Source organism: Amycolatopsis heterodermiae, assembly GCF_034929455.1.
Lineage (GTDB): Bacteria > Actinomycetota > Actinomycetes > Mycobacteriales > Pseudonocardiaceae > Amycolatopsis > Amycolatopsis heterodermiae.
This window is the reverse complement of record NZ_JAYFSI010000007.1, coordinates 223,304-248,199: the sequence shown is the minus strand read 5'-3', so window position 1 is coordinate 248,199 and position 24,896 is coordinate 223,304. Positions and strand designations below refer to the sequence as shown.

At 72.1% G+C, this 24,896-nt stretch carries 32 protein-coding genes; 16 read left to right on the top strand and 16 right to left on the bottom strand.

Features of this window, described 5'->3' with window-relative positions; all coding sequences use genetic code 11:
- Nucleotides 1-118 precede the first annotated feature (118 nt).
- The 3 genes from VA596_RS28895 to VA596_RS28885 all read left to right on the top strand — a co-directional run bounded on the left by VA596_RS28895 (nucleotide 119) and on the right by VA596_RS28885 (nucleotide 2,105).
- A complete protein-coding gene (locus tag VA596_RS28895; RefSeq protein ID WP_323331330.1) occupies nucleotides 119-901 on the top strand; it encodes a hypothetical protein in 783 nt (260 codons plus the stop codon).
- Nucleotides 902-903: 2 nt separating this feature from the next.
- A complete protein-coding gene (locus tag VA596_RS28890) occupies nucleotides 904-1,515 on the top strand; it encodes a hypothetical protein (protein WP_323331329.1) in 612 nt (203 codons plus the stop codon).
- A 74-nt stretch (nucleotides 1,516-1,589) separates the two neighbouring features.
- Nucleotides 1,590-2,105: a mycothiol transferase gene (locus VA596_RS28885; protein ID WP_323331328.1), complete on the top strand. Its 516-nt coding sequence runs from the start codon at nucleotides 1,590-1,592 to the stop codon at nucleotides 2,103-2,105.
- Here VA596_RS28885 and soxR read toward each other — a convergent pair.
- Entirely contained in the window at nucleotides 2,093-2,572 is a 480-nt protein-coding gene (gene soxR / locus VA596_RS28880) for a redox-sensitive transcriptional activator SoxR (RefSeq protein ID WP_323331327.1), read from the bottom strand. The two genes, VA596_RS28885 and soxR, sit on opposite strands and share 13 nt — an antisense overlap.
- Before the next feature lie 97 nt (nucleotides 2,573-2,669).
- On the opposite strand from soxR, the gene VA596_RS28875 reads away from it, so the two are divergent.
- A complete protein-coding gene (locus VA596_RS28875; protein WP_323331326.1) occupies nucleotides 2,670-3,227 on the top strand; it encodes an NADPH-dependent FMN reductase in 558 nt (185 codons plus the stop codon).
- Nucleotides 3,228-3,373: 146 nt separating this feature from the next.
- The gene (locus VA596_RS28870; protein ID WP_323331325.1) at nucleotides 3,374-3,601 is read left to right on the top strand and encodes a hypothetical protein; all 228 of its coding nucleotides are present in this window, start codon (nucleotides 3,374-3,376) and stop codon (nucleotides 3,599-3,601) included.
- Here the strand turns inward: VA596_RS28870 and VA596_RS28865 are convergent.
- The 3 genes from VA596_RS28865 to VA596_RS28855 form a co-directional block, all read right to left on the bottom strand.
- Nucleotides 3,589-4,077 (bottom strand): hypothetical protein, encoded by a 489-nt coding sequence (locus tag VA596_RS28865; RefSeq protein WP_323331324.1) that lies wholly within the window; start codon nucleotides 4,075-4,077, stop codon nucleotides 3,589-3,591. The genes VA596_RS28870 and VA596_RS28865 overlap by 13 nt on opposite strands.
- Nucleotides 4,074-5,414, bottom strand: coding sequence for an ATP-binding protein (locus VA596_RS28860; protein WP_410171938.1), 1,341 nt, complete (start codon nucleotides 5,412-5,414; stop codon nucleotides 4,074-4,076). The genes VA596_RS28865 and VA596_RS28860 overlap by 4 nt, the downstream gene beginning before the upstream one ends.
- A 65-nt stretch (nucleotides 5,415-5,479) precedes the next feature.
- Complete coding sequence (locus VA596_RS28855) at nucleotides 5,480-6,169, bottom strand: response regulator transcription factor (RefSeq protein WP_323331322.1); 690 nt, start codon at nucleotides 6,167-6,169, stop codon at nucleotides 5,480-5,482.
- A 110-nt stretch (nucleotides 6,170-6,279) separates the two neighbouring features.
- Between VA596_RS28855 and VA596_RS28850 the strand changes: the two genes are divergently transcribed.
- Nucleotides 6,280-7,185 (top strand): phosphatase PAP2 family protein, encoded by a 906-nt coding sequence (locus tag VA596_RS28850; RefSeq protein ID WP_323331321.1) that lies wholly within the window; start codon nucleotides 6,280-6,282, stop codon nucleotides 7,183-7,185.
- 818 nt (nucleotides 7,186-8,003) lie between these two features.
- Entirely contained in the window at nucleotides 8,004-9,149 is a 1,146-nt protein-coding gene (locus VA596_RS28845; protein WP_323331320.1) for a pyridoxal phosphate-dependent decarboxylase family protein, read from the top strand.
- Here the strand turns inward: VA596_RS28845 and VA596_RS28840 are convergent.
- Nucleotides 9,146-10,804, bottom strand: coding sequence for a thiamine pyrophosphate-dependent enzyme (locus VA596_RS28840; protein WP_323331319.1), 1,659 nt, complete (start codon nucleotides 10,802-10,804; stop codon nucleotides 9,146-9,148). The genes VA596_RS28845 and VA596_RS28840 overlap by 4 nt on opposite strands.
- A 2-nt stretch (nucleotides 10,805-10,806) precedes the next feature.
- Between VA596_RS28840 and VA596_RS28835 the strand changes: the two genes are divergently transcribed.
- Nucleotides 10,807-11,496: a GntR family transcriptional regulator gene (locus tag VA596_RS28835; RefSeq protein WP_323331318.1), complete on the top strand. Its 690-nt coding sequence runs from the start codon at nucleotides 10,807-10,809 to the stop codon at nucleotides 11,494-11,496.
- Nucleotides 11,497-11,697: 201 nt separating this feature from the next.
- Here the strand turns inward: VA596_RS28835 and VA596_RS28830 are convergent, their stop codons facing one another.
- The 3 genes from VA596_RS28830 to VA596_RS28820 form a co-directional block, all read right to left on the bottom strand.
- Complete coding sequence (locus tag VA596_RS28830) at nucleotides 11,698-12,687, bottom strand: pirin family protein (protein ID WP_323331317.1); 990 nt, start codon at nucleotides 12,685-12,687, stop codon at nucleotides 11,698-11,700.
- A 65-nt stretch (nucleotides 12,688-12,752) separates the two neighbouring features.
- Entirely contained in the window at nucleotides 12,753-13,043 is a 291-nt protein-coding gene (locus VA596_RS28825) for a hypothetical protein (protein WP_323331316.1), read from the bottom strand.
- A 179-nt stretch (nucleotides 13,044-13,222) separates the two neighbouring features.
- A complete protein-coding gene (locus VA596_RS28820) occupies nucleotides 13,223-13,663 on the bottom strand; it encodes a single-stranded DNA-binding protein (RefSeq protein WP_323331315.1) in 441 nt (146 codons plus the stop codon).
- Between the two features lie 125 nt (nucleotides 13,664-13,788).
- Between VA596_RS28820 and VA596_RS28815 the strand changes: the two genes are divergently transcribed.
- A complete protein-coding gene (locus tag VA596_RS28815; protein WP_323331314.1) occupies nucleotides 13,789-14,373 on the top strand; it encodes a phosphate uptake regulator PhoU in 585 nt (194 codons plus the stop codon).
- Between the two features lie 3 nt (nucleotides 14,374-14,376).
- Here VA596_RS28815 and VA596_RS28810 read toward each other — a convergent pair whose 3' ends face one another.
- Nucleotides 14,377-14,787, bottom strand: coding sequence for a zinc-ribbon domain-containing protein (locus VA596_RS28810; RefSeq protein ID WP_323331313.1), 411 nt, complete (start codon nucleotides 14,785-14,787; stop codon nucleotides 14,377-14,379).
- Between the two features lie 160 nt (nucleotides 14,788-14,947).
- On the opposite strand from VA596_RS28810, the gene VA596_RS28805 reads away from it, so the two are divergent.
- Complete coding sequence (locus VA596_RS28805; protein ID WP_323331312.1) at nucleotides 14,948-15,376, top strand: nitroreductase/quinone reductase family protein; 429 nt, start codon at nucleotides 14,948-14,950, stop codon at nucleotides 15,374-15,376.
- Between the two features lie 6 nt (nucleotides 15,377-15,382).
- Here the strand turns inward: VA596_RS28805 and VA596_RS28800 are convergent, their stop codons facing one another.
- On the bottom strand, nucleotides 15,383-15,508 hold the full coding sequence (locus tag VA596_RS28800; protein WP_323331311.1) for a hypothetical protein: 126 nt from the start codon (nucleotides 15,506-15,508) through the stop codon (nucleotides 15,383-15,385).
- A 50-nt stretch (nucleotides 15,509-15,558) separates the two neighbouring features.
- Here VA596_RS28800 and VA596_RS28795 point away from each other — a divergent pair, with 50 nt between their 5' ends.
- On the top strand, nucleotides 15,559-15,975 hold the full coding sequence (locus VA596_RS28795; protein WP_323331310.1) for a hypothetical protein: 417 nt from the start codon (nucleotides 15,559-15,561) through the stop codon (nucleotides 15,973-15,975).
- A 4-nt stretch (nucleotides 15,976-15,979) separates the two neighbouring features.
- Here VA596_RS28795 and VA596_RS28790 read toward each other — a convergent pair whose 3' ends face one another.
- From VA596_RS28790 to VA596_RS28770, 5 genes are all read right to left on the bottom strand, one after another.
- Nucleotides 15,980-18,010 carry a transglycosylase domain-containing protein gene (locus VA596_RS28790; protein ID WP_323331309.1) on the bottom strand — a complete coding sequence of 677 codons (2,031 nt, stop codon included), beginning with the start codon at nucleotides 18,008-18,010 and terminating at the stop codon, nucleotides 15,980-15,982.
- A gap of 126 nt (nucleotides 18,011-18,136) precedes the next feature.
- On the bottom strand, nucleotides 18,137-18,958 hold the full coding sequence (locus VA596_RS28785; RefSeq protein ID WP_323331308.1) for an ABC transporter permease: 822 nt from the start codon (nucleotides 18,956-18,958) through the stop codon (nucleotides 18,137-18,139).
- Complete coding sequence (locus VA596_RS28780) at nucleotides 18,918-19,721, bottom strand: ABC transporter ATP-binding protein (protein WP_323331307.1); 804 nt, start codon at nucleotides 19,719-19,721, stop codon at nucleotides 18,918-18,920. Before VA596_RS28780 ends, VA596_RS28785 begins: the two co-directional genes overlap by 41 nt.
- The gene (locus VA596_RS28775) at nucleotides 19,718-20,158 is read right to left on the bottom strand and encodes a MarR family winged helix-turn-helix transcriptional regulator (protein WP_323331306.1); all 441 of its coding nucleotides are present in this window, start codon (nucleotides 20,156-20,158) and stop codon (nucleotides 19,718-19,720) included. Before VA596_RS28775 ends, VA596_RS28780 begins: the two co-directional genes overlap by 4 nt.
- 79 nt (nucleotides 20,159-20,237) lie before the next feature.
- Nucleotides 20,238-20,564 carry an ArsR/SmtB family transcription factor gene (locus VA596_RS28770; RefSeq protein WP_323331305.1) on the bottom strand — a complete coding sequence of 109 codons (327 nt, stop codon included), beginning with the start codon at nucleotides 20,562-20,564 and terminating at the stop codon, nucleotides 20,238-20,240.
- A gap of 81 nt (nucleotides 20,565-20,645) precedes the next feature.
- Here VA596_RS28770 and VA596_RS28765 point away from each other — a divergent pair, with 81 nt between their 5' ends.
- The 5 genes from VA596_RS28765 (at nucleotide 20,646) to VA596_RS28745 (ending at nucleotide 24,411) form a co-directional block, all read left to right on the top strand.
- Nucleotides 20,646-21,650, top strand: coding sequence for a zinc-dependent alcohol dehydrogenase family protein (locus VA596_RS28765; protein ID WP_323331304.1), 1,005 nt, complete (start codon nucleotides 20,646-20,648; stop codon nucleotides 21,648-21,650).
- Between the two features lie 223 nt (nucleotides 21,651-21,873).
- A complete protein-coding gene (gene pspAB, locus VA596_RS28760; protein ID WP_323331303.1) occupies nucleotides 21,874-22,431 on the top strand; it encodes a PspA-associated protein PspAB in 558 nt (185 codons plus the stop codon).
- Between the two features lie 70 nt (nucleotides 22,432-22,501).
- A complete protein-coding gene (locus tag VA596_RS28755; protein ID WP_323331302.1) occupies nucleotides 22,502-22,906 on the top strand; it encodes a VOC family protein in 405 nt (134 codons plus the stop codon).
- 85 nt (nucleotides 22,907-22,991) lie between these two features.
- Nucleotides 22,992-23,639 carry a hypothetical protein gene (locus VA596_RS28750; protein WP_323331301.1) on the top strand — a complete coding sequence of 216 codons (648 nt, stop codon included), beginning with the start codon at nucleotides 22,992-22,994 and terminating at the stop codon, nucleotides 23,637-23,639.
- Between the two features lie 94 nt (nucleotides 23,640-23,733).
- Nucleotides 23,734-24,411: a GNAT family N-acetyltransferase gene (locus VA596_RS28745; protein WP_323331300.1), complete on the top strand. Its 678-nt coding sequence runs from the start codon at nucleotides 23,734-23,736 to the stop codon at nucleotides 24,409-24,411.
- A gap of 1 nt (nucleotide 24,412) precedes the next feature.
- Here VA596_RS28745 and VA596_RS28740 read toward each other — a convergent pair whose 3' ends face one another.
- Entirely contained in the window at nucleotides 24,413-24,847 is a 435-nt protein-coding gene (locus VA596_RS28740) for a hypothetical protein (protein WP_323331299.1), read from the bottom strand.
- Between the last annotated feature and the right edge of the window lie 49 nt (nucleotides 24,848-24,896).

The window sequence follows — 24,896 nt, the reverse complement described above, 5'->3', positions numbered from 1 at the left end:
CCGGCACCGCCGGACGGCCGAATCGGGAAGTCCGCCCGTGCCAACGGGTTTCGGAGCTGCCGGGGCGGGAACCCTTGGCATATCGGGGAGCTCGACATCCTTTAAGGAGTTTTGTGCGATGCCCACATGGCTGATCGTCGTGATCGTCGTCGTGGCCGTCGCGGTGCTCGGCGCCGTGATCTGGCTGGTGACGCAGGAGATGCAGCGGAAACGCCTGCAGCAGCGGTTCGGACCGGAGTACGACCGGACGGTCGAGGAGAAGGACAGCCCGCGGGCCGCCCAGCGTGAACTGGCCGAGCGGGAACGCCGCCACAAGGAGCTCGACATCCGGCCGCTTTCGGCGTCGGCGCGCGAGCGGTACACCCGGGAATGGGCGCAGGTACAGGAAAAGTTCGTCGACCACCCCGCCAGCGCGGTCACCGAGGCCGACCGTCTCCTGGTCGCCCTGATGGCCGAGCGCGGCTACCCGACCGAAGGCTACGAGCAGCAGCTGTCCGACCTCTCGGTCCGGCACGCCAAGACGCTCGAGCACTACCGCGCCGCCCACGCGACGCAGCACGAGCGCAGCGGAGCGTCCACTGAGGAGCTCCGGGACGCGATGGTGCACTACCGCACCGTGTTCGAGGACCTGCTGACCGACGGCTCGGACGGCACCGACAACGCGGACGACGCCCGTCGCGACGACGACCACCACGACCGCCGCAACGGTCACGACCACGCCAACGGTCACGACCACAGCGAGCGCGTCGAGAGCGCCGAGCACGAAAGCACTGAGCACGACCGTGTCGAGCACGACCGCACCGAGCACGACCGCGGCGACAAGGTACGAGACCGCGACGGCGTCCTGCCCGAGCGTGAAGCAGCCGCGCAGCCGCGGACCGAGTGGAACGGAGGACGCTGACCATGACCGATCACCTGACCCGGCACAGCGCCGAACACGATGACGACTTCGCCCGCGAGGGTGATGTGCGCGAGACCGGCGGGCTCGCCGAGCACGACGGCGGCGCGGACTTCCGCGAGCCGGTGGCCGAGGAGCACGACGGCGACCACGCCCTGAGCACCGCCGACCTGGCGTCGGCCTCGAACCGGCCGGCGCACGGCACGGACGACACCGGCACCGCGACCGGCACGGACACCGTGGACGCTGCGGACCCGGTGGACACCACGAACACTGTGGACACCACGGACGCCGCCGACGCGGGTGCCGCGCCCCAGTCCGCCCGGCCGTCGAACGACACCGGCGACGACGAGCAGCCGCTGATCGACGAGGAGAAGATCACCGGTTTCCGCGACCGCTGGCAGAACGTGCAGGTCGGGTTCGTCGACGACCCGCAGAAGGCCGTCCGCGAGGCGGACGAGCTGGTCGCGGGCGTGATCAGCGCGCTGGCCACGACGTTCGCCGAGCACAAGAGCGAGCTGGAAGGCCAGTGGCGCCACGGCGAGCCGGCCACCGAGGACCTGCGTCTCGCGCTGCGGCGCTACCGCTCGTTCTTCGACCAGCTGCTGCCCCGCTAGCCACCACCGGTGCCGGCGTGCATGATCGATGGCACGCCGGCACACCGGTGTCCGCGAACGGGGAGGGCAAGCCGATGAACGTGGCCGATCTGCTCACAGACGGCTTCAGCAGGGTCCAGGGCTCCGTGCACGCGGCGGTGGAGGGTCTCACCGCCGAGCAGCTCGGGGCCCGCCTCGACGCCGAGGCCAACTCGATCGCCTGGCTCGTCTGGCACCTGACCCGGGTCCAGGACGACCACGTCGCCGACGTGGCCGGGGTCGAGCAGGTGTGGACCGCCCAGGACTGGGTCACCCGGTTCGGCCTGCCGTTCCCGGCGGGCGACACCGGCTTCGGGCACCGCCCCTCCGACGTTGAAGCGGTCCGGGTCGACGACGCCGAGCTGCTCACCGGGTACTACGACGCGGTGCACGAGCAGACCCTCAAATACGTCCAGGGCCTCGACGGCCAGGCGCTCGACAAGGTCGTCGACGAGGCGTGGGACCCGCCGGTCACGCTCGGCGTGCGGCTGGTCAGCGTGATCGACGACGACATCCAGCACGCCGGGCAGGCGCTGTTCGTCCGCGGGCTGCTGGAGCGTCAGTCCTCGTAACCGTCGCCGCGGTGGTCCGGGAGCCGTTGCGGCCCCGGGCCTTCGGCGCCCAGCCGGTCGCCCGGGTTGGCGAGCCGGCACTTCGACAGGGACATGCAGCCACAGCCGATGCAGTCGTCGAGCTGGTCGCGCAGCTGTTCCATCTGGCGGATCCGCGCGTTCAGGTCCTCCTGCCAGCAGCGGGAGATCCGGGCCCAGTCGGCGCGCGTGGGGGTGCGGTCGTCGGGCAGCAGTGCGAGCACCTCGCGGATCGCCGACAGCGGCATCCCGACCCGCTGCGACATCCGGATGAACGTCACCCGCCGCAGCGCGTCGCGGCAGTAGCGGCGCTGGTTGCCGGCGGTGCGCCGGCTGCGGATGAGTCCCTCGTCCTCGTAGAACCGCAGGGCCGACGCGGGCACTCCGCTGCGCCGGGACAGTTCGCCGACGGTGAGGTCGGGCAGCTTCCTGGCCGTGGCGTTCACCATGCGCCCAGCCAACCACAGCCGCGCGCTTGACTTCAAGCGAGCTTGAGGTTCGATCCTGACCCGGACGGCAACAACGCCGCTGTGTCAAGGAGGAAGCGTGTCCGAAGCTCCCGTGCGGGTCGCGGTGATCGTGGGAAGTGTCCGGGAAGGACGGTTCGGCCCGGTGGTGGCGGGCTGGCTGGCCGGCGTCGCGCGTGACCACGGCGGGTTCGACGTCGAGGTCGTCGACCTCGCGGAGCCCGACCTGCCGCTGGCGATGCCGGCGTCCGGGTCGGCGGTGACGCCGCGGCTCGAGGCCGCCGACGCGTTCGTCGTAGTCACTCCGGAGTACAACCACAGCTATCCGGCGTCGCTCAAGAACGCCATCGACTGGCACCGGGGCGAATGGGCCGCCAAGCCGGTCGGGTTCGTGTCCTACGGCGGGATTTCCGGTGGCCTGCGCGCGGTCGAGCACCTGCGGGCGGTGTTCGCCGAGCTGCACGCGGTCACCATCCGCGAGACGGTCAGCTTCCACGGCGCGCGCACGCGGTTCGACGATGACGGCGTCCCCACCGACGAAGGTGCGGCTGTCGCGGCGAAGGCCCTGCTGGACCAGCTCGAGTGGTGGGCGCGCTCGCTGGCCGAAGCGCGCGCGGCCCGGCCCTACCCCGGCTGAGCCACCGACGCGAGGAAGTGCGGGCAGGTCGTGCTCGCAGGTGAGGGCATGGTCGAGCAGGCCGAGGACGCCTGGTCGTGGGCGATCCGGCCCGGCCAGCTCGGCCCCGTGGCCAACCTTCCTGGCGGTACCCGGCGCTTGCGCAGGTGAGCGGTCAGGTCGGGGACACCTGGGCCCGCGCGCTCTGCGAGACCCACCCGGGACTCGATCTCCCGGAGGCGGCGACCATCGCCGGCGCGGTGATCGGCGGGGTGCAGGCCGCCCTGCACGCCAACCTCGACGACCACGGGCGGCCCCGCCGCCCGGAAGCCGAGGTCGGCCTCCGGGCGATCCAGGCCGTCATGCACGGCTTCGGGGCAGCTCAGAAGGCCTGACAGGTCTGCGACGGGAGCTGGACGTCCGACCCGCTGAGCGTGATGGCGCCGCCGTCGACGTAGCTGCCTTCGGCGGCCAGCGCCGCGAGCGCCGTGCAGACCAGCTGGTTGGTCGCGATCGGCGTCAGCTGTTTCAGCGGGAACGACAAGTTGATCACCGTCGGGCCCCCGGGAGCCAGCGCGATCGGCCCGGACTCCGGCGGGAGCACGGTCACGTACCCGTCGGACGACTCGGCGGAGGTCGGGCCGTCCAGCAGCGCCGTCAGCGCCGTCGTGACGCTCGCTGTGGCGCCGGTCGACCGCGTCACCGGCGCCACCCGCCCGTCGAGGACGAAGTAGAGGATCAGGTCGCCGCCGCGGCCGTCGGCCGCCGGGTTCCGCAGCGTCGGCGCGGGCCCGGCGGCGACCACCGGCGTCGGCTTGACCCCGCACGCGCTCACCAGGAGCACCGCGGCCAGGACGAGGAGCTTCTTCACCACGCCTCCCGGGGCAGGCGCAGCTCGAACCGGGCGCCGCTGCCGGTGTTGGCCGCGACGATGTCGCCGCCGTGCAGCCGCGCGTTCTCCCGCGCGATGGACAGCCCGAGCCCGCTGCCCTCCGACCGGGCGCGGGCCGTGTCGGCCTTGGTGAAGCGGTCGAACACCTGCGAGAGCATCGCTTCGGGGATGCCCGGCCCGTGGTCGGCGACGGTGAGGACGACGTCACCGCGCTCCGCCCGCAGCGCCACCTCGACCGGCGGCGCGCCGTGGCGCAGGGCGTTGCCGACCAGGTTCGCGACGACGATGTCGAGCCGCCGCCGGTCGAGCCGCGCCGTGACACCGGCCGGCAGGTCGGCGACCACGTCGGTGCCGGGTGCCCAGCCCCGCGCGGCCAGGCTGTCGGTGACCGCGGCGGCGACGTCCAGCTCCTCCCGCCGCAGCTCCGCGCGCCCGGCGTCGAACCGGGAGATCTCGATCAGGTCCTGCACCAGCCGGGTCAGCCGCCGCGTCTCCGCCGACACCAGCCGCGCCGCGACCGCGGTGTCCGGTGGCAGCTGCTCGGCGTCCTCGTCGAGGACGTCGGTGACCGCGTTCATCGCCGCCAGCGGGGTGCGCAGCTCGTGCGAGACGTCGGCGACGAACCGGCGTGCGTCGGCTTCCATGGTGCGCAGCGTGCCGACCGTGCGCTCCAGCTCCGCGGCGGTGTTGTTGAACGTCGTGACCAGCCGGGCCAGCTCGTCGGACCCCGTCACGCGCAGCCGGACGTCCAGCTTGCCCTGGCCGAGCTCGCCGGCCGCCTTGTTCAGCGCGCGCACCGGCCGCAGCACCTGGCGCGCGGCCAGCAGCGCCAGCACCACCGCGAACGGGAGCGCGAGCGCCGAGGTCTGCCAGGCCGTCGTGGACAGCGCGTCGATCGAGGCCTGCTGCTGGGTCAGCGTCGCCATCGTGTAGACCTCGAGGCCGCTCAACTGGCCGCTCGTCCCGGTCTGCACCGGGATCCCGACGAAGAACTGCGGGTAGCCCAGGTCGTCGACCCGCTGGAACTGGATCCTCGTGCTGGTGGACACGGCCCGGCGCAGGTCGGCGGGCACGCTGCGGGGATCGATGCCCGCCCCCGAGCGCATGCCGTGGTAGACGACGACGGCGTTGCTGGACTTGAGGGCCGTGCCGAACGCGTCGAGCGTCGCCTGGGTCGGCGGCAGGGTCACGGTCGGCAGGTACGCGGCGATCTGGTCGCGCAGGTTCAGCATCGTCTGGTCCTGGAAGCCGCCCAGGATGGCGTTGCGCGCGGAGACGTAGCTGGCGCCGGCCGCCGCGGTGGCGCCGATGATCATGATCACCGCGAAGGACGCGACCAGCCGGGGTCTCAGCCCGGTGAGCCAAGCCCGGACGCGCGACGTCACGACCGGCCGAACCGGTAGCCGAACCCGCGGACGGTCTGCACGTGCTCCGGTTTCGCCGGGACGTCCTCGATCTTCGCGCGCAGCCGCTGCACGCAGGCGTCGACCAGGCGCGAGTCGCCGAGGTAGTCGTGGTCCCACACCGCGGTGAGGATCTGCTGGCGGCTGTAGACCTGGCCGGGCGTGCGGGACAGCTCCAGCAGCAGCTTCAGCTCGGTCGGGGTCAGCGAGACGGGCGTGCCGCCCTTCGTGACCTCGAGCCCGGCCCGGTCGATCACCAGGTCGCCGTGGCGTTCCTCGGGCTCCGGCTGCTCGGTGGGCCGTTCGCTGACGGCGCGGCGCAGCACGGCGCGGATCCGCGCGTCCAGCACCCGGGGCTCGACCGGCTTGACCACGTAGTCGTCCGCGCCGGCCTCCAGCCCGGCGACGATGTCGAAGTCGTCGCTGCGCGCGGTGAGCATGACGATCGGGATCGGCCCCGACGCCCGCATCCGGCGGCAGGTCTCGAAGCCGTCCATGCCGGGGAGCATCAGGTCGAGCACGACGATGTCGGGTCTGCGGAGCACGAGCAGTTCGATGCCGGCCTCGCCGGATTCCGCGGTGTGCACGACGTGTCCCTGCCGGCGCAGGGCCAGTTCCAGTCCTTCCCGCACCGCCGCGTCGTCTTCTACCACCAGTACCTCGGCCACGGCGCCATTATTCGGAAAAGGGCACGTCGTGGCGACCCGAGCCGATCTTGTAGCAAAACCATGACATCGTGCTGACGGGATCTCGAAATGCCGGCTCCAGACTCGGGGACATGGCAGTGATGTACTCCGAGGCACCCACGTCCACCAGCGGTTCCGCCCGTCACGCGCTCGTGACGCGGGCCGCGTCCCGCACCGCCGTGCTCGTCGCGGGCACGGCCGGGTTCGCCCTCGCCTTCGTCGCGGCCTACCTGCTCTTCGTCCGCACCGAAGCCGGCCGCGGCGTCGAAAACGGCGTTGTCCGCAGCGCCCAGTCCGCGGGCTCGACGGTGGCCTGGGCGGCCCCGTTGCGGGACCTGGACCTGGTGGTCGCGCTCGGCGGGGTCGCGGTGCTGCTCGTGGTGCTCTCCCTGGTGCGGCGCCGGTTCGCGCTCGGCGTGACGGCCCTGCTGCTGCTCGCGGCCCCGCTGGTGGTGGCGCAGCTGCTCAAGCTGTACGTCCTGGACCGGCCCCTGACGGGTGACCGGTTCGGGGTGGCGAGCCACAACAGCTTTCCCAGCGGGCACGTCAGCGCGGCGATGGCCGTGCTGGTGGCGCTCGCGATCGTCCTGCCCCGCCGCTTTCGTCCCCAGGTCCTGGTGGCCGGCGGGCTCGGCGTCGCCTGGGTCTCGGCCGCGGCCGTGGCGCTGGGCTGGCACCGGTTGAGCGACACCGTCGGCGGCTGCCTCCTGGTCGCCGCGGTCACCTGCGCCGGGGCGGCGGTGGTCTCCGCCCGCCGCCCCGACGGTGACCGCGTGCCGCTGGTCCCGGTGCTGATCGCGCTGTTGGCCCCGCTCGCGCTGGTACTGGCGGGCTATGCGGTCCTCGCGACGGCGACGTCCGGCGCGGCCCAGTTCGTGGCCGCGATGGTGATGGCGGCGCTGTCCGCGATGGTGGTGGTGTTGCTGCTGACGGGGCCGTTGCGCCGGGTCAACTTCGACCCGGCCGAGGGACGGGTTCGGCGGCTTCTGCGCCGGTGATCGGTTCGGGTTGCCGAGGTACTGGGGTTCTCGGGCCGCATCCGGGGTGGTTGGGCCTCGTTCGGGCTGCCGGGCCGCTGGTAGCCGGGGCTGATCCGGTTGGTCTCGGTCGGTACGCCAGTGTCGGCAGGTGGCCGGCGAGGGCTGGGCTGATCCGGTCGCTCTGGCCTGTGGAGCGGAGAAGCACTGACTGGCTTTGGATCTTTGTGCTGGAGGCCGATCTTCAGTCGCCGTGCCTCTTCCGGCTCGCGTGTTGGAATAGCGACGAGCGCGATGGAGTGCGCTTGCGCTGCGAGGGGCATCGCGCGTGTGTGGGGAGGCATCGCGCATGTTCGGAGGGGCATCGCATGTGATTGGCCGGGCATCGCGTGTGTTTGGAGGGTCGGCACGCGTGTTTGGGGAGTCGGCACGGGTGTTTGGAGGGCGACACGGGTGACTGCGGGGCGACTCGTGTGATTGGGGGGCGACTCGTGTGGTGGGGAGGCGGCACGTGTGGTGGGGAGTTGGTGTGGGGTTAGGGGCCAGTTTTGGGGGATTGGTCCGCGACAGGGGTTCCGGGGAGCGTTTAGCGTCGGGGAATGGACCCGAGGCTTGCCGATGACTTGCGTTCTTTGCCCGATCTTCTTGATGCCACTCGGAAACTCGCCGGGGAGGCACTGGCCGGGCTGGGGGATCGGGCGGCTGCCGTGCCGCCCGGTGTGGTGGTTCCCGCGCCGTTGCCTGGGGTGGGGGTTGGGGGCCGGGGTGCGCTCGAAGAGTTTGCGCAGCGGTGGGAGCCTGGGTTTGCCGCCAGCGCCGGGCCTCGTTACCTCGGGTTCGTGACCGGTGGGGCGACACCGGCGTCGCTTGCGGGGGACTGGCTCACCTCGGCCTACGACCAGAACCCCGCCAGCGGTATGGACTCCTCGGCGCAGGACCTGGAACGCGAGACCGTCGGGTGGCTCGGCGAGCTCTTCGGGCTGGGTGCGGAGTTCTCCGGCGCGTTCGTCACCGGCGCCACGATGTCCACCGTGACCGGTCTCGCCATCGCGCGTGAGTGGCTCGGCGAGCGGGCCGGGGTGGCCGTCTCGGAAGCGGGGGCCGCCGCTCTTGGGCCGGTCGCCGTGCTGTCGGGCTCGCCGCATTCGAGCATCTCCAAAGCCCTGTCGTTCCTGGGGATGGGCCGCTCCGCCCTGCGGAAGGTGCCGGTGCTGCCGGGGCGTGAAGCCGTCGACGTCGCGAAGCTCGACGAGATGCTCGGGGCGCTGGGCGGGCCGGCGATCGTCGTCGCGAACGCGGGCACCGTCAACACCGTCGACTTCGACGACCTGCGCGCGATCGCGGCGCTCAAGGAGCGGCACGACTTCTGGCTGCACGTCGACGCCGCGTTCGGCGGGTTCGCCGCGCTGGCACCGGAGCACGCCGCGCTGACCGCGGGCCTCGACCAGGCCGACTCCGTCGTCGTCGACCTGCACAAGTGGCTCAACGTGCCCTACGACTCGGCCGTCCAGTTCACCCGGCGCCGCGACCTGCAGCTGCGGGTGTTCAGCAACAACGCGGCCTACCTCGGCGAGATCGGCGAGACCCCGGACTTCCTGCACCTCACGCCGGAGAACTCCCGGCGGCTGCGCGCCCTGCCCGCCTGGTTCTCGCTCGTCGCCTACGGCCGCGACGGGCACCGCGAGATCGTCGAGCGCTGTGTCGCCCTGGCCCGCGACCTCGGCCGGCGGGTCGACGGCTCGCCGCACTGGCAGCTGCTCGCGCCGGTGCGGCTCAACGTCGTCTGCTTCACCCTGGCCGGGGACGTGACCCAGGCCCGGGTCGACGCGCTGGTCGACAAGATCGCCAGGGACGGCACCACCTTCCTGACCCCGACGGTCTACGACGGCCGCCCGGCCCTGCGCGCCGCGTTCAGCAACTGGCGGACGACCGCGGCCGACGTCGAGCGGGTCTTCGGCGCGCTGGAGCGGGTGGCCGCCGGCTAGCTGCGGTCCGACTTCGGCATCAGGTACTTCCACGGCGACGCGCCGACGCCCAGCTCGCACGGCACGTGCACCAGCGCCGGCCGGCCCGAGGCGAACGCCTTGTCGAGCGCACTCCGCAGGTCGTCCGGAGTGCGGGCGGTGAGGCCGAGCGCGCCGAACGTCTCGGCCAGGCGGGCGAAGTCCGGGTTGCGCAGCTGCCCGCCCAGCGCCCGGCCCTCGAACAGCCGCTCCTGGTCGAGGTGGACGTTGCCGTAGTAGCCGTTGTCGAACACCACCGCGACGACGTTGAGTCCATATTGGACGGCCGTGGCGAGCTCCTGCGCGGCGAACATGAAGCCGCCGTCGCCGGCCACCGAAACCACCGGACGGCCGGGGAACGCGGCCTGCACACCGAGCGCCGTCGGGTAGCCGAAGCCGAGCGTGCCCTGGTGGCCGCACGTCACGAACGTGCGTGGCGTGTAGACCTCGAACCCGAAGTACGACGCGAAGCCGACCTGGCAGATCTCCTCGACGAAGAAACCGTCGCGGGGCAGCACGTCCCGGATCGCGCGGAGGTACTCCAGCTCCGGGCCGACGTCGGAGAACCGTTCGGCCACGGTCGTTTTCAGCGTGGTGAACTCCTCGGTCCGGTCCGTCCGTTGTGGACCGACGGCTTCGGCCAGCGCCGCCGCGGCGTCACCCGCGTCCGCGACGATCGCGACGTCCGCCTCGAGCCGGGTCGCCTGCCGCGGGTCGATGTCGAGCAGGATGGTCTTCAGGCCCGCCGGCTTCTCCGGCCAGCGGAACCAGGACAGTTCCATCCGTGACCCGATGCCGATCACGACGTCGGTCTCGGGCCACCGCTCGAACCCGGACACGCAGGTGAAGCCGAGCGGGTGGTCGTCGCCGACGATGCCGCGCCCGCCCCGGAACGGCACCACCGGCGCCTGCAGCCGCTCGGCCAGCGCGCGGACCGCGGCGGCCGCGTGCCGGGCGCCGCCGCCCACCATGATCATCGGGTTCTTGGCGCCGGCCAGCAGGTCCGCGGCCTCGTCGATGGCCTCCGGATCGACGATCGGGCGGGGCAGTGGCAGCGGGCCGGCCACCTCGGCGGGGGCGCGCAGGCCCAGCACGTCCCACGGGACGGCCAGCGAGACCGGCCGCGGCCGCCCGCCCGCGGCTTCCCGGAACGCCGTCGCCAAGGCGTCCGGGACCTCGGATGGGTGCTCGATCAGCGCCGACCACTTGGTGATCGTCCGGAGGGTGGCGAGCTGGTCGGGCATCTCGTGGAGGTGCCCGAGCCCGCGGCCGAGGTAGGCGCGCGGGATCTCGCTGGTCAGGCACAGCACCGGTGCGCTGGCCCCGTGCGCCGAGAGCATCGCGGCCGACGCGTTGAGGACGCCGGGCCCCGGCACGACCGTGTAGACGCCGGTCCGGCCGGTCGCCTGCGCGTACCCGAACGCCATGTACGCCACGGTCTGCTCGTGCCGCGCGCCGATCACCCGGATGTCGCCGGCGCGGGCCAGGCTGTCGAACAGGTCGTAGGTCTGCACGCCGGGCAGGCCGAACACGGTGTCGACGCCGTGGGCGCGCAGCCCGCCGACGATCAGGTCGGCGGCCGTCGGGGTCGTCGGCATCGGCAGGGCCTCCTGGGCTTCGTCCGTGGGCGGGACCATATATGGTTTCCTACATGATCAGCGCGTCCTCGGGAAGGCCCGCAGTCACCAAGTCCCAGCTGGCCTACGAGACGATCAAGGCCCGGATCGTCGACGGCAGCTACGGGCCCGGGTACCGGCTGGTGCTCGACCAGATCGGCCGCGAACTGGACGTCAGCGCGGTGCCGGTGCGCGAGGCCCTGCGCCGGCTCGAGGCCGAGGAGCTGATCGAGTTCGAGCGGAACGTCGGGGCCCGGGTGATCGCCATCGACCCGGCCGCCTACCGGCACGCCATGCAGACGGTGGCGATCGTCGAAGGCGCGGCCACCGGGCTCGCCGCGCCGCTGCTCACGCCCGAGACGCTCGCGCGGGCCCGCGCGCTCAACGACCGGATGCGCCGCAGCCTCGCCGAGTTCGACCCGCTGGCGTTCACCGCGCTGAACGCGGAGTTCCACGAGGTGCTGTTCAGCGCCTGCCCGAACCCGAACCTGGTCGAGCTGGTGCAGCGCTGCTGGACCCGGCTCGCCGCGGTCCGCGACAGCACGTTCTCGTCGGTGCCGGGGCGGGCGCCGCGGTCGGTGGAGGAGCACGACCGGCTGCTGGACCTGATCGAGACCGGGGGCGATCCGGGGGAGGTCGAGCAGTTTGCTCGGGGGCATCGGCTGGCGACTTTGGAGGCTTATCTGGCTCGGGAGGGTGAGGTCTTGCGCTGAGGGGCCGGCTTTGGGGCTGCCGCGTGCGGTGCTGGCTGTGACAGCGGGTGCCGCCTTTGAGGCGATGGTCACCGGGTAGCGCGATGCTCGCCGTGGCAAGCGATTGGCTTAGGCGGTGCTGCTCGTCGCGTGTGTGGGGTGGCTGAGTTTGGCGGTGGCATCGGGTGAGGCACTGCGGATGGTGTGAGGGTCTGGGGTGGGTCAGCGGGGTGGGTTGTGGCGGGGTTTGATGCGGACGGCGGGTAGTTCCGGGGCCGGCAGGCGTTGGGGGGTGCCTGTGTAGCCCGTGACGGTGCCGAACTGGTCGGATTCCGCTTGCCATGCTTCGCGGTAGGTCGCTATCTCTTCGTGCGTGCGGCCGACGAAGTTCCACCACATCAGGATCTCTTCGTCGAACGGGGTGCCGCCCAGCAGGAGGAAGCGTGCGGGCGCGGGTCCGTTGTTGCTCAGCGTCAGGCTTCGTACGCCGGTGCCGATGTAGCCCAGCTCTGCTGCGTGGACCTGGGTGCCGTCGACCGTTACCGTGCCCGTGTCCACCAGGACGCCGTGCTCGAAGGTGGGGTCTACGCCCAGGGACATGTGGGCGTCCGGGTTCAGGACCAGTTCCGCGCCCAGCAGCGGGGTGAACGCCGGGATCGGGGACGTGCGTCCGGCCAGCGAGCCGAGGAACACCCGGATCTCGGCGCCTTCGATCCGGTTCACCGACGGCACGTAGTGCTGGAAGTCGCGGGCCGTGTGGCGGTGGCGTTCGGGCAGGGCCACCCAGAGCTGGACGCCGTGCAGGGTCTTCGTGGCCGCCGTCGAGACCTCCGAGTGGCAGATGCCGTGGCCGCCGGTCATCAGGTTGAGCTCGCCGGGGCGGACCATCGCGTGCGTGCCCATGCTGTCGCGGTGCTCGATCTCGCCGGCGAACAGCCAGCTCACCGTCTGCAGGCCGGTGTGCGGGTGCGGGGCGACGTCCATCGCGCCGGCTCCGGCGACCTCGTCCGGGCCGTAGTGGTCGGCGAAGCACCAGGCGCCGATCAGCGAGCGGGCCCGCTGGGGCAGCGTCCGCCGCACCCGCATCGCCCGCGGGCCGCCCAGCGGGACCTCGCGCGGGGTGAGGACCTCGACGGCCGGGCGGTCCGGGTCGGCCGTCGCGGGCCGGTCGCCGCAGGCGAGCTCGGCGGGGTCGGCCTCGATGTTGCTCATGCCCGCCACGGTAGTCGCGGCCGCGGATCCTTCGCGTTCTGGAGTTGTCAAACACCTCGGCCGCCTCAGGCGGCGGGCCGCTGCTCTCCGCTGATGATCGCCTGGCCTGCCGCCGTCAGCACCGCCGGCACCAGCTCGCCCGGCCGCCCCGGGCCGGCCGCGCGCACCAGGCCCAGGTGGGCCAGCGTGTGCGCGGCGAACTGGTCGCCGCACGACAGCCCGTCGATGAAGAGGTCGGGTTCGCTGCTGCAGGACACCCGGCCCCGCCCGGCCCCGACCGCCCGGAGCATCGCCAGCATGCGGTGGTTCACCGAGGGGCGCGTGACCGTTGCCGGTGGCTGCTCGTTCCCGTCCATGTCGGTCCCTCCCGCTCGTGGTTCGGCCTCACTCACGCGTCGAACCGGATGACGGGATTTCGACATCGCGGACGGCGGCGGCCCGGCCAGAGCGTTCCCCTCATCGTCACTCGCGCCGGTCCAGGCGGGCTCGATTCCGTGTCAACGGTTGTTCGGAGGGGGACCGGGCGAGGATGGGGTCAGAACGGAGGCTCTCCCACCCCGGCGGCCACCGGTTCCGGTGTCCAGGCGCTGCTCCCGTCACCGCCGGTGACCCGGGCGGCCTTGGTCACCTTCGCCGTGGCGTACCGCAGCGACGGGCCGATCTCGTCGACCTCCAGCTCCAGCACGGTGCGCTTCTCGCCCTCCTTCGTGTCGAACGACCGCTGTCTCAGCCGTCCGTGGACGACCACGCGCGTGCCGCGCCCGAGCGACTCCGCGACGTTCTCCGCGTACTGCCGCCACAGGCTGCAGCGCAGGAACATCGCGTCACCGTCACGCCATTGGCCGGATTCGCGGTCGAACGTGCGCGGCGTGGAAGCCACCGTGAAGTTCGCTACCGCGGCGCCGGCGGGCGTGAACCGCAGCTCCGGGTCCGCCGTCAGGTTTCCGACCACCGTGACCAGCGTTTCGCCTGCCATCGGGTTCCTCCGTCTCCTCGGGTGCGGGGTGCACCGCTCTCGCCGACGAGGAGAGCACAGGGGACCGACAGTTCCGGGCCGGGCGACAAGATGCCGTCCCCGGTCCGGGGTGGTTGGGTGCCGCCATGCCGACGGCGTTGGAGAAGGAGCTCGTCACGCTGGCCCACCGGCTGGCGGACCTGTGCACCCTGACCGCGAGCGCGTTCGAAGAGGCCTCGCGTGCCCTGCTCGAAAACGGTCACACGCTGGGCGAACAGGCCGCAGCGGCGGCCGCGCTCGGTGCCGCGTGCGAGGACCAGGCGTGCGCGCTGCTGGCGCTGCACGCCCCGCACGAGGCGGACGTGAAGGCGGTCGTGGCCGCCGTCCACACCGCCGCGGATCTCACTCGTATGGGTGGTCTTGCCGCCGAGCTCGCGGGCCGGGTGCCACCGGACGCGCGGCCCGCGTTCGCGCGGCTGGGCGCGCACGCCGTGACCACCGCCCGGGAGCTGCGGCGGATCCTGGTCGAGCCCGGCGCGGAGAGTGGGCTCGATGACGCCGTCGCGGACGTCGAAGCGGCCGAACGGGAACTGCGCGCGTGGGCCGGCGGCCGTGACCGGCTCGGCGCCGCGGTCGACGTCGTGCTGCTGGCCGCGGTCCACGGCCGGTTCGCCGCGACCGCGGCCGGGATCGCGCGCCGGGTCCGCGCCTGCGCGCCCGTCAAAGCCTGATCTTCAGCGGCCCTGCTGCGGGAACTCGCCCTGCTGGGGGTGCCGGCCCGGCTGCGGGAAACCCTGCGGCTGGGACGGGTGCGGCGGCTGGAAGCCCTGCGGCTGCGCGAATCCCTGCGACGGGTGCTGCGGCTGCGACGGGTGCTGCGGGTAGGGCTGGGCGGCCTGCTGCTGCGCCTGCTCCTCCTGCGCCTGCAGCCGGACGGCGTCCTCCTTCGGGATCCGGTTCTCGATCCCGCAGAACGTGCACTGCGCGGTGTACTTCACGTGGATCGGGAACAGCGGGATGAAGAAGAGCGTGAACTTCGTGACCGACTTGCGGACGGCGTGCGAGGCGGGGTTGCCGCAGCGGCCGCAGAGGAACGTCGTCATCGCCAGCACGAAGATCCTCGTGCGGTAGCCCCAGATCAGCATCGGTCATCTCTCCTGTCGGTCCTGCGTTCGCGGGGGAGCGTGGCACACCGGCGGGACGGTCCGTGGGGGTTTCGGCAAACCCGTCCGGCCGGGTTCCGGGCGAAGCGGACATTCGACCCGTACCGCGACGGCGGCGGTGCCCGGGACTAGATTGAAGATCATGCCGAGCGACTTCAGCCTCAAAGCGATGAACGCCGTCCACCGCGGTCTGGTCAAGCTCACCGGCGGGCGGCGGGGCTGGAACGTCGCCGCCATGCCGGTCCTGGAGCTGACCACCGTCGGCCGCAAGAGCGGGCAGCAGCGGTCGGTCATGCTGACCTCGCCGCACCAGGAGGGTGACGCGCTGGTCGTGGTCGCCTCGCGCGGTGGCGACGACACGCACCCCGCGTGGTTCCTGAACCTGCGCGACAACCCGGACGTCGAGGTCTCGGTGAAGGGCGCGCCGCGGCGGCCGATGCTCGCCCGGATCGCCGACGGCGAGGAGCGGGCCCGGCTGTGGCCGAAGATCACGGCCGACTACAAGAACTACGCGAACTACCAGACGAAGACCGAGCGGGAGATCCCGCTCGTGTTCCTCGAACCGCGGTAAGGGGCCCTACTTCCGGGACACGTTGCCGCACGTCTTGTTGGGCGACGCGTCGTAGAAGCAGAGACCTGCGGGCCGGGTCGGCCAGGTAGTCTGCCCGGGATCGTCGCGCACGCCGAAGAGGGTCGTGTTCACCAGCTCCTGGACGAGCGCGCGCCCGCGCTCTTCGAGGGAAGGGAACGCTCATGCCCGACGACCCCTGGTTCCTGCGCGATCTCGCGCCCGACGTGCTGCTGGCCGGCTCGATCATGAACGGCAGCCTGCGCGGCGCCGACGCGGTCACCCGGCAGATCCGCACGGTGGTCGGCTTCTACCGCGACTTCACCCCGCGCTACCGGCACGACGTCGGCGACCGCACCGTGCTGGAGTACACCGCGACCGTCGACGGCCGGCCGATCACCGGTGTCGGCACGTTCCACCGCAACGAGGCCGGTCAGGTCGACGAGATCGTGGTCAACCACCGGCCGCTGTCGGCCCTGCTGACCCTCTCCCGCCTGGTGGGCGAAAGCATGGGCCGTGACCGCGACGAGTTCTTCCACGGCGAGCCGCAGACCCACGACGATCTCGTGCGGTACGCCGAAGGACACCGCCGGGAACTTTGACGGCTTACGAACGGGCGGTCAGGTAGGCCGGGTCCGGCCCGGGGATCGGCTGGTCCGGCACCCCGGCCAGCAGCTGGCTCATCGCGTGGAAGTACGGCGGCGCGGCGACCGTGCCGCCGAACGCGCCGTGACCGCAGTTGCCCAGGTGCACGGGATTGCCGGGGCAGATCTCCCGCGGGTGGGAGCCGTCGGCGAACACCATGGACGACACGGCGTAGCCGTCGACGCCGCCGACGAACGCGACCGATTCGCTCTGCTGGGTCGTCCCCGTCTTGCCGATGTCCGGGCGGGTCCAGCCGGCCGCGTGGGCGGCCTGGGCCGAGGTGCCGTCCGTGGTGTCCTTGCTCAGGCCCGCTTCGAGCGTGTTCGCGACGCCCGCGGGGATGACCTGCTCGCACGCTTGCTGCGGCACCGGCACGGCGTTGCCGTTCCGGTCGGTGACCGACAGGATCGGGTTCGGCGGGCACCAGACGCCGCCGCTCATCAGCGTCGCCGACACGTTCGCCATCTCCAGCGGGCTGACCGGGCTGTTGCCGAGGGTGAACGACAGCAGGTTCTGGAAGTACTGCGACTGCGGCTCGTTGTACTGCGGGCTCGGCGACTTCGGGTCGGGCGCGGCACCCGCGTCGTTGGTCGCGAGGGTGTTCCGCAGCCCCAGCTTCCGCGCCATGTCGAGCACCGTCGGCATGCCGACCTGGTTCTCGAGCCCGACGAACGCGACGTTCGGCGACGTCGCGAGCCCGTCGGCCAGGGTGATCGGATCGGCGTAGTGGCCGTCGTTGTGGACGGTGTAGCAGGCCGTGTGGCTGTTCGCGTTCGGCGGCGTGAAGCACTGGCTGTCCGGGTTCGGCAGCGGCGTCTGCAGGCCCGCCTTGCCGGTGACGAGGGCCGCGGCCGAGGTGAAGATCTTGAACGACGAGCCCGCGCCGAACTCGTTGCTCGCGTCGGCGACGATGTCCGTCGACGTCTCGCCCTGGGCCGGGTCGGTGCCGAAGTTCCGGTTGGCGACCATGGCGAGCACCTGGTGCCCGTTCGCGCCCGGCTGCACGACGGCGAAGGTGTTGGCCACGCCGTCCTGGGTGGTCGGCACGTTGGCGTCGACGGCGTCCTTCGTCACCTGCGAGACGCGGGGGTCCAAAGTGGTCTTGATCGTGTACCCGCCGGTGGCCAGCTGGTCCGGCGTGAAGCCGGCGTGCGCGAGGTAGCTTTCCGCGTAGGCGCAGAAGAACCCGGCGTCCGGGGCCGCGCCCATGCACGTGCCGGACGGGGTGACCGGGCCGCCGGCGAGGAGGCCGAGCGGGGCCGCCTTGGCCGTCGCGGCGTAGGACGCGGGGATCGAGCCGTTGGTGACCATGTCGTCGATCACCGTGTTGCGGCGCTGGGTCGCCTTGTCCGGGTGCGAGTACGGGTTGTAGATGCTCGGGTTGTTCACCATTCCGGCGAGCAGCGCGGCCTGCGGCACGGTCAGTTTGTCCGCGGTAGTCCCGAAGTACGCTTTTGCCGCGGCGCCGACCCCGTACACGGTTCCGCTGAATTCGACCACGTTGAGGTAACTGGCCAGAATGTCGTCCTTGCTCATCGTGTCGTTGAGCTGGACGGCCATTTTCGCCTCGCGCAGCTTGCGCGCCAGCGAATCCTCGCGGTCGGCCTGCTGGGCCACCGGATCGGTCCGGTCGACGACGTTCACGAGGTAGTTCTTGACGTACTGCTGCGTGATCGTCGACGCGCCCTGCAGCGACCCGCCGGCGCTGTCGTTGACCGCCGCGCGGGCCATGCCCTGCAGGTCGACGCCGCCTTCGGTGTAGAAGCGGCGGTCCTCGACGCCGATGATCGCGGCCTTCATCGTCGTCGCGATCCCGGCCGCGGTGACCGGCAGCCGGTACTGCGAATAGAGCGTCGCGATCGGGGCGCCGTCGCGGTCGGTCACCGTGGTCGTCAGGGGCGGATCGGCGGCGGCGAGCTGCGCGGAAATGGCGTCGACGGAATCGCTGACCTCATTCGACAGCAGGCCGGCACCGATGGCGGCGGGCGCCATCGTGCCGGCCGCCAGAACTCCGGCGAGAAGGCAAAAACCGACAAAGGGGATCACGCCCCGGCCACGATTCACGGAATCGAGATTAGCCATTACCGGATAAGGCTTCCGTTCGGTGAGACATGTGCCTCACCGGGCCAACCTGCCGAGCAGTGCGGAAGCGACCGAAATCGCGGCCACCGTCGCCACTACGAGCACAGCGAAGTCGAGGCCGAGGTGGGCGGGGGTGCCGATGAGCAGCCCGCGCAGGGCGTCGACCTGGTAGCTCAGCGGGTTGACGTGGCTGAGCACCTTCAGCCAGCCGGGCATCAGGTCCACCGGGTAGAGCGCGTTCGAGCCGAAGAACAACGGCATCGTGATCGCCTGCCCGATGCCCATCAGCCGTTCGCGCGACAGCACGACCCCGGCGATGACGATGGACAGGCAGCAGAAGAACGCCGACCCGAGCACCAGGACGACGGCCATCGCCAGCAGCTTCAGGGGATTCACGGTCAGCCCGACGCCCAGGATCGCGGCGAGGATCAGCACCATCAACGCCTGGACGAGCGCGCGGACCCCGGCGGCGAACGCCTTCCCGGCGACGAGGGCCGCGCGTGGGGTCGGTGTGACGAGCAGCTTGGCGAGCACGCCCGCGTCGCGTTCCCAGATGATCTGGATGCCGTAGAAGATCGAGATGAACAACGCCGACTGCGCGAGGATCCCGGGCGCCAGGTAGTCGAGGTAGGGCGTCGAGCCGGTCGGGATCGCCTTGATCCGGGTGAACGTCTCGCCGAAGATCAGCAGCCACAGCGCGGGCTGGATGGCCCGGGTGAGCAGCTCGGTCTGGTCGCGGCGCAGCTTCTGCAGCTCGATCAGGCACATGGCGCCGACGCGCGCGGCCAGGATCTGCAGCTGCCGCAGCGGGCCGGGGTCAGCCGAGACGGCGGGCGGTGCGGCGAGTGGCACGGACACTGCGGATCCCTCCTTCTTCGCTCTCGAGCCGGTCACCGGTGACCGCGCGGAACACGTCGTCCAAAGTGGACTCGGGACCGAGGTCGGCCTCGAGCTCGGCCGGGGTGCCCAGCGCGCGGATCTTGCCGGTGTGCATCAGGGCGACGCGGTCGCAGTACTGCTCGGCCTCGTCCATGTAGTGGGTGGTGACGAGCACGGTCATGCCGGTCTCGGCCCGGATCTGCGAGATCCGCTCCCACACGGCCGAGCGGGCGACCGGGTCGAGCCCGATCGTCGGCTCGTCGAGGATGAGCAGCCGCGGGGAGCTGACCAGGGCCTGGGCGAGCTCGAGGCGGCGGATCATGCCGCCGGAGTAGCCCTTCGCCGTGCGGTCGGCGTCGCCGGTCAGGCCGACCAGGTCCAGCGCGCGCCGGACCTCTTCGGCGCGCCGGGCGCGGGGGACGTCGAAGAGGCGGGCGAACAGGGAGACGTTCTCGCGGCCGGTCAGCGCGCCGTCGGCGGACAGCTGCTGCGGGACGTAGCCGATCAGCCGCCGTACGGCCATCTTCCGGCGGGCGACGTCGAGGCCGGCGACCGTGATCCGGCCGGGCTCGGTCGGCAGCAGCGTGGTGATCATCCGCAGCGTGGTGGTCTTGCCGGCCCCGTTCGGGCCGAGCAGGCCGAACACCTCGCCGGGGTGGATCTCCAGGTCGACGCCGTCCACCGCGCGCGTCGTGCCGAAGGAGTGCGTGAGATCGGTGCACCGCACCGCGGGTTCGGTCATGGCTGCTCCTTCAGGATGCCCATGAGTTTTTCCAGTGCCGGCAGCGCTTGCTCGATCACGGCTTTGTCCTCTTCGGACAGTCCGGTGAGGGCGTCGGCGACCAGGCCGGTCCGGGCGCGGCGCCAGGCGGCCATCCGGTCGGCGGCCGCGGGGGTCAGCTCCAGGCGGGTCGCGCGCCGGTCGAGGGGGTCGGGTTCGCGGTGCAGCAGCCCGGCCTCGACGAGCTGGTTGACCAGGGTGCTGACGGAGTTGGTGGCCAGGTGCAGTTCCCGCGCGGCGGCCGCGACGCCGACGCCGGGGTGGTCGGCGACCACGCGCAGGACCTCGACCTGGGCGCCGGGCAGGGGAAAGCCCGGGACGTCGGCGCGGACCCGGCGGCGCACGACCCGGCGGATGCCCTGGACGGTGCCCAGGAGCCGTTCGGCGAGTTCGGTCATGGCCCCAAGGTAGCTCTGACTCAGAACTATTAGCAACGCTAAATGTCCGGTTGGCGCCAAAGCCGGGGGAAGATCCGGATCAGGGCAGGCGGGCGGCTTCGGCGAGGGCCAGGCCGAGCAGGCCGGGGAAGCGCGCGTCGAACTCCTCGCGCCGCAGCGCGTTCAGTCGCTGCGTGCCGCTGTCCCACTGCTTCAGCAGGCCGGCCGCGCGGAGGATCTTGAAGTGCCGCGACGCCGCGGGCTTGCTGACCGGTGGCATGATGGCGCCGCACGACTGGCCGGGTTCGCGGGCCAGCGCGGCGATCATGGCCAGCCGGTGCGGGTCGCGCAGCGCTTCGAGCGCCTCGCCGAACGAGACGTCCTCGAGCGCCGGGTGCTCGAGTGGGGTCGCGGTGCGGCTGGCCATGGCCTGAGTATCCCTTGCGTGGCGGCGCGGACGTGTGCCAAGGTCGATGTTAGTCGATTGGTTAACATGAGAGGTGCGAGCGTGCGCGTCTACCGTCCCGGTCCGGCCGGAAGCCTGGTGCAGCACGAGGAACCGGTGCCCGAGCCGCAGCGCGGCGAGGTGCTGGTCCGGGTCCGGGCGACGTCGCTGAACTACCGCGACCTGCTCATCCTCGGCGGTGAGCACCTCACCAACGGTCCCGGGAACCTGATCCCGGTGTCCGACGCCGCGGGCGAGGTCGCCGCGGTGGGCGAGGGGGTCACGCGCTTCGCCGCCGGTGACCGGGTGATCAACACCTTCCACGCGAACTGGATCGGCGGCCGGCTGCCGGCCGCGGAAACCCTGCGCGGGTACGGCAACGCCCAGGACGGCTGGCTCGCGGAGTACCGGGCCGTCTCCGAGCATGCGCTCGTCGCGCTGCCGGATTCACTCACCTTCGAGCAGGGCGCGACCCTGCCGTGTGCGGCCGTCACGGCTTGGACGGCGCTCAACGGCGGCCGTCCGCTGGGTCCGGAAGACGTCGTCCTCACGCTGGGCACCGGTGGCGTGTCGTTGTTCGCCCTGCAGCTGGCGAAGGCGCACGGGGCACGGGTGGTCGCGACGACGTCGAGCGCGGAGAAGGCGGCCAAGCTGACGGAGCTCGGCGCGGACGTCGTCGTCGACTACGTCGCGACGCCCGAGTGGGGCAAGGCCGTACTCGACGCGACGGGCGGGCGGGGTGCCGACCGGATCGTCGAGGTCGGCGGGCCCGGCACGTTCGCGCAGTCGCTGGTCGCGGCCGGGACGCACCACGCCGAGATCGCGCTCGTCGGGTTCGTCGGCGCGGGCGGGGCGCCGGTCGAGTTCATGGACCTGTTCCGCAGCGGCGCGACCGTGCGCAAGACCTGGGTCGGCAGCCGGGACGACACCGAGGACCTCCTGCGGCGGCTGGCCGTCCGCCCGCTCGAACCGGTCATCGACAGCGTTCACCCGTTCGGGGAGGCCGACGCGGCGTTCCGGCACTTCAGGGGCCGGGGCCACTTCGGGAAGGTCGTCATCACCGCGTGAGGCGAAAGGGATACCGCTGATCGGCTGAACTGCTGGGGTGTCGACCGTTCGGCGGCACCCCGGCACCGTTCGCCGCGTGATCGGCCGGTTCCGGTCCGGAACCGCCGGGCCCGGGAGCATGCTGTCCTTTCCGACCCCGCGTCCCCGCACCTGACGTCCACTGTGGACATTGCCAGCGTGCCCGGCCCGGCGGTCATCTCGACCGGAGAATGGACACACTGTCGTGACCCTGCTGGACAGCAAGCTCGTCCGCTGCTGGACCTCCCGCCCGAACCTGCAGTCCCTCTACAGCCTCGCCGCGGCCGCCCCGCGCGTGCGCGCCTCGCTCGGCCTCGCGCCGACCGGCGGCGGCACGCTGAGCTTCAAGGTGGACGGCGACGCGCTGGACCGCACCGAGGCGGAGCTGCTCGCCGCGACGTCGGCCAAGCTGCCGGTGCACCCGCTGGTGACCCAGGACCTCTACGGCCGCTCGACGGTCCGCTGCTGGCGCCGCAACCGCGACCTGCGAGTGCTGACCGGTGACCTGGTGGACGTCGCCGACCGGCTGACCCGGGCGGGTTACGGTGGCGCGCTGCGCTTCGCGAGCGTCGAGTTCGCCGCCCCGGACGGGCGCCGGGACGGGAAGCTGATGCTCGTGTACCTGTTCGGGCGCGGCACCTTCCACGCCGCGGCGTCGCCCGGCTCCGGCACCCTGGACCGCGCGCTGGAGCTGCGCGCCCGGGCCGCGCTGCACGGCTCGCTGCCGTTGGAACCGGACGCACACCGGCGCTTCGTCGTCTGATATTTCCGCGTTTGTCGTGGTCACAGGGTTCTGCGAGGATGCTGCTCTCGTCCGAGCGAAGGAGATCGCCATGGCATCCCGGTTGAACCCGTACCTGAGCTTCAAGGACAACGCCCGCCAGGCGATGGAGTTCTACGAGACCGTGTTCGGCGGCAAGCTCACGGTGCACACGTTCGGGTCATTCGGTGCCCCCGAAGGGCCGGAAGCCGACAAGGTCATGCACGCCCAGCTGGACACCGACGGCGGCTACACGCTGATGGCGTCCGACACCCCCGAAGGCATGGAACACAACCCCGGCACCAACATCACGGTCAGCCTCAGCGGCGACGACGCCGACGACCTGCGGGGTTACTGGGACAAGCTGAGCGAGGGCGGCACCGTGACGGTTCCGTTCGAAAAGCAGGCGTGGGCCGACGAATTCGGGTGCTGCATCGACAAGTTCGGCATCCCGTGGATGGTGAACATCGGGCACTAGCCCGCTCCGCGGCGTTGCAGCCCGGCCCTGCGTCGGTGACGATGGAGGACCGGCGTGAAGCGGCGCCGGGCCCGAAGGAGGCCCGATGGCGGGTTCCCCCTGGACGTGTGCGCAGTGCGGCGCGGTCAACGACGGCGCCGCCGGGCGCTGTGGCACCTGCGCGAACCTGGCACCGGGCCGGGCCCGCAAGCGGGCGCTGTGGGTGCTGCTGACCCTGATGCTGGTCGCCGCCGTCGCGGTGACCGGGGTCGTGCTGTTCGCCGGGGGCCCGAAGTCCCCGCCCGCGGCGTCCGGGCCGTTCCCGCAGTACACGACGCCGGCGCTGCCGACGACCAAGACCGTCGTCACGACCGCCGAGGCCGTCACCCCGCCCGCCGCGCCCTCGACGTCCACCGCCAGCTCGGCGCCGTCGTCCACCCCGGCCGAGAAGCCGTGCCCGGGGGACGCCGCCCGGTACCTGCCGGGCGGCGCGGGGACGGCGCTGCTGGTGGGGGAGACCGCGAAGTCCGTCGTCACGGTCTGCAAGACCCCCGACGGCCGGATCTTCTACGACGGCCAGGCCCGCGGGCAGGGGGCTTCGGACGCCACCCACATCATGCTGCCCGCGCAGCCCGAGGGTGACGGCTTCGTCGCGGTGAACGGCGCGTACAGCTACAAGGTCGGCGGCGGGCGGCTCGTGGTGTCGGACGGCAGCCAGGTGCTCTCGGACGACGAGCTGACCACCACCGGCTGAGCGCCCGCTCACGATGTGGGAGCCGCGGCGCGGGATGGCGTTTTCGACGCATCCTGGCGGGTGATCACCCGAGGCCGACCCCGAGGTAGCGCCCATGTCTTCGCCGCTGGACAACCCGACCTGGACGTCGCTGGCCGGGCCGCACGCCCGGTTCGCCGAGCGGGCCGGCCGCGTGCTGCGCTACCCCGAGGACGTCGCGCCCTTCCTGGGCCTGCCCGACGACCCCGGCGAGCAGGACTGGCGGGACGTCGCCGCGCTGGCCGGCCCCGGGGCGACGGTCGTCGTCGCCGGCGGCACCGCCCGGCCGCCGGAGGGCTGGGAGGTGCTGGAGGTGCTCCCGGGCGTCCAGCTCGTCGACGAGGGGGTCGCGGCCGCGGCGGACCCCGAGGCCGTGCGGCTCGGGCCCGCGGACGTGCCGGAGATGCTCGACCTCGTCGCGCGGACGAAGCCGGGACCGTTCCGGAAGCGGACCGTCGAGCTCGGCACCTACCTCGGGATCCGGCGCGAGGGTGCGCTCGTGGCGATGGCCGGCGAGCGGCTGCACCCGCCCGGCCACACCGAGATCAGCGCCGTCTGCACCGACCCGGCCTTCCGCGGGCAGGGCCTGGGGACGCGGCTCGTGCACGCCGTCGCGGCGGGCATCCGCGAGCGGGGCGAGACGCCGATGATGCACGCGGCCGCCGGCAACACCTCGGCGATCCGGCTGTACGAGTCGCTGGGGTTCGTGGTGCGGTGGCGGCCGAACTTCGTGGCGGTGCGGGTCCCGGCCTGAGTCAGGCGCCGGTCGACGAGCCGGGCCGCACGATCATCAGCACGGTGACCGCGGCCCACAGCAGGTTGAACACGCCGGTCGTCATGCCCAGCCGGCCCAGGGTGGCCGGCGCGGGTGCGGCGAGCTGGCTCTTCTGGCCCGGCAGCACCACGAACGCGAGCACGGCCGCGGCGACCGCGGTCAGGCCGATGGACACGATCAGCCACGGGTCGCCCATGACGTGCATGGTGCCCGCGACGCCGAGCCCGAACACCGGGACGGCGATGGCCACGAGCGTGTAGACGCGGCAGATGCGGTGCAGCACGGTCACGGTGGTGACGTCGCCGCCCGCCGCCACCCGCCGGGCCGCGGCGGGGAACATGCTGGCCGCGACGGCGACCGGGCCGACGGCCAGGATCGCCGCCAGGACGTGCACCGAAAGCAGGAACTTCGACACGGAACTCCTCGGTTCGTACGGGAACGAGCCGAAGTTATCGGCTCGGCCG

Excerpts from the sequence above, each read along its gene's own strand:
- VA596_RS28895 (WP_323331330.1), top strand. The coding sequence starts at position 119 with ATGCCCACATGGCTGATCGTCGTGATCGTCGTCGTGGCCGTCGCGGTG.
- VA596_RS28890 (WP_323331329.1), top strand. The coding sequence starts at position 904 with ATGACCGATCACCTGACCCGGCACAGCGCCGAACACGATGACGACTTC.
- VA596_RS28885 (WP_323331328.1), top strand. The coding sequence starts at position 1,590 with ATGAACGTGGCCGATCTGCTCACAGACGGCTTCAGCAGGGTCCAGGGC.
- soxR (WP_323331327.1), bottom strand. The coding sequence starts at position 2,572 with ATGGTGAACGCCACGGCCAGGAAGCTGCCCGACCTCACCGTCGGCGAA.
- VA596_RS28860 (WP_410171938.1), bottom strand. The coding sequence starts at position 5,414 with ATGATCATCGGCGCCACCGCGGCGGCCGGCGCCAGCTACGTCTCCGCG.
- VA596_RS28850 (WP_323331321.1), top strand. The coding sequence starts at position 6,280 with ATGGCAGTGATGTACTCCGAGGCACCCACGTCCACCAGCGGTTCCGCC.
- VA596_RS28840 (WP_323331319.1), bottom strand. The coding sequence starts at position 10,804 with ATGGTCCCGCCCACGGACGAAGCCCAGGAGGCCCTGCCGATGCCGACG.
- VA596_RS28835 (WP_323331318.1), top strand. The coding sequence starts at position 10,807 with ATGGTTTCCTACATGATCAGCGCGTCCTCGGGAAGGCCCGCAGTCACC.
- VA596_RS28830 (WP_323331317.1), bottom strand. The coding sequence starts at position 12,687 with ATGAGCAACATCGAGGCCGACCCCGCCGAGCTCGCCTGCGGCGACCGG.
- VA596_RS28825 (WP_323331316.1), bottom strand. The coding sequence starts at position 13,043 with ATGGACGGGAACGAGCAGCCACCGGCAACGGTCACGCGCCCCTCGGTG.
- VA596_RS28820 (WP_323331315.1), bottom strand. The coding sequence starts at position 13,663 with ATGGCAGGCGAAACGCTGGTCACGGTGGTCGGAAACCTGACGGCGGAC.
- VA596_RS28815 (WP_323331314.1), top strand. The coding sequence starts at position 13,789 with ATGCCGACGGCGTTGGAGAAGGAGCTCGTCACGCTGGCCCACCGGCTG.
- VA596_RS28810 (WP_323331313.1), bottom strand. The coding sequence starts at position 14,787 with ATGCTGATCTGGGGCTACCGCACGAGGATCTTCGTGCTGGCGATGACG.
- VA596_RS28805 (WP_323331312.1), top strand. The coding sequence starts at position 14,948 with ATGCCGAGCGACTTCAGCCTCAAAGCGATGAACGCCGTCCACCGCGGT.
- VA596_RS28795 (WP_323331310.1), top strand. The coding sequence starts at position 15,559 with ATGCCCGACGACCCCTGGTTCCTGCGCGATCTCGCGCCCGACGTGCTG.
- VA596_RS28790 (WP_323331309.1), bottom strand. The coding sequence starts at position 18,010 with ATGGCGCCCGCCGCCATCGGTGCCGGCCTGCTGTCGAATGAGGTCAGC.
- VA596_RS28780 (WP_323331307.1), bottom strand. The coding sequence starts at position 19,721 with ATGACCGAACCCGCGGTGCGGTGCACCGATCTCACGCACTCCTTCGGC.
- VA596_RS28775 (WP_323331306.1), bottom strand. The coding sequence starts at position 20,158 with ATGACCGAACTCGCCGAACGGCTCCTGGGCACCGTCCAGGGCATCCGC.
- VA596_RS28770 (WP_323331305.1), bottom strand. The coding sequence starts at position 20,564 with ATGGCCAGCCGCACCGCGACCCCACTCGAGCACCCGGCGCTCGAGGAC.
- VA596_RS28755 (WP_323331302.1), top strand. The coding sequence starts at position 22,502 with ATGGCATCCCGGTTGAACCCGTACCTGAGCTTCAAGGACAACGCCCGC.
- VA596_RS28750 (WP_323331301.1), top strand. The coding sequence starts at position 22,992 with ATGGCGGGTTCCCCCTGGACGTGTGCGCAGTGCGGCGCGGTCAACGAC.
- VA596_RS28745 (WP_323331300.1), top strand. The coding sequence starts at position 23,734 with ATGTCTTCGCCGCTGGACAACCCGACCTGGACGTCGCTGGCCGGGCCG.